The organism is Vibrio sp. 1580 (assembly GCF_033340055.1).
This window is the reverse complement of the sequence record NZ_JAWOVT010000063.1, coordinates 1-1,182: the sequence shown is the minus strand read 5'-3', so window position 1 is coordinate 1,182 and position 1,182 is coordinate 1. Positions and strand designations below refer to the sequence as shown.

The window sequence follows — 1,182 nt, the reverse complement described above, 5'->3', positions numbered from 1 at the left end:
GGCGCTTGTTTCGCTTGCGCAAGGATTGAGCTTGACGCTTGCGATAGAATTTGTGATTTGGTCATTGCCGTCGTTTCTTTCGCGAAATCTGTATCTTTGATACGGCTCTTCGACGCATTCACGTTCTCGTTAATGTTGTCCAAGTTGCTGATTGCGTGGTTGAAACGGTTCTGGAAAGCACCCAGCTCTGCGCGGTGGCTATCTACGTATTTCAGTGCCGCATCGATGATAGCAACAGATTCTTGTGCGCCACCAACTGAGGTTACGTCGATAGTATCTACCGTTACTTTTTTACCTTCGCCCAAACCTAGTTCACCAGATAGACCGCCTGAAAACTCGACCTCGCCCTCAACTTTGTTGTTGCCAGCGAAGATTTGCAGTTTACCGTCTTGGTCTACTGAGGCTTTCACTAGGTCAGTTTGACCGTTAATGTAAGTCGCAAGCTCTTCGATATCGTCACCCGCTTTTGCGCTGATGTTGATTTCTTGCTCTTGGCCGTAGCTGTCCGTTAGGTTGATTTTTAGGTCGTTCTTACCTTCAGCAACGTTCCAGTCTTTACCTTTACCACTTTCAGCTTGGTAGCTCACACCGCCCATCATTTTGTTGTCTGAGCGCATGTCTTTTAGCTCAAGCATTACCGCTTCGCCGTTATCCGCACCGATTTGGAACGATTTCGCGCCGTGGGTACCGTTTAGCAGCTTGTTACCACCGAAAGAAGTGGTTTCTGCGATGCGGTTTAGTTCGTCGTTGAGAGCGGTCACTTCTTCTTGAATCGCAACACGTTCTGCTTTCGAGTTTGAACCGTTTGCTGATTGCAGAGACAAGTCACGCATACGTTGAAGAATGTTAGTGGTCTCGTTCATTGCACCTTCAGCAGTTTGTGCAATCGAGATACCGTCGTTCGCGTTGCGAACCGCTACATCCAAACCACGGCTTTGTACGTTCAAACGGTTCGAGATTTGTAGACCCGCAGCGTCATCTTTTGCGCTGTTGATTTTAAAACCTGAAGACAAACGCTCCATAGAAGTTTGTTGAGCTGAGTTTGCGTTGTTTAGGTAACGCTGAGCGGTCATCGCTGATACGTTAGTGTTTACATTCACTGCCATGGTGATTTCTCCAATTGATTTTCCGGTGTAGCGGTTTCCGACGTCTCGGAAAACCAAGTAGTTCTCTCAAAGTTAC

At 47.5% G+C, this 1,182-nt stretch carries 1 protein-coding gene; it reads right to left on the bottom strand.

What is annotated here, in order from left to right; translation table 11 throughout:
• The coding region (locus tag R7093_RS24015; RefSeq protein WP_226084426.1) for a flagellin at window positions 1-1,106 on the bottom strand (1,106 nt) is incomplete at its 3' end.
• Between the last annotated feature and the right edge of the window lie 76 nt (window positions 1,107-1,182).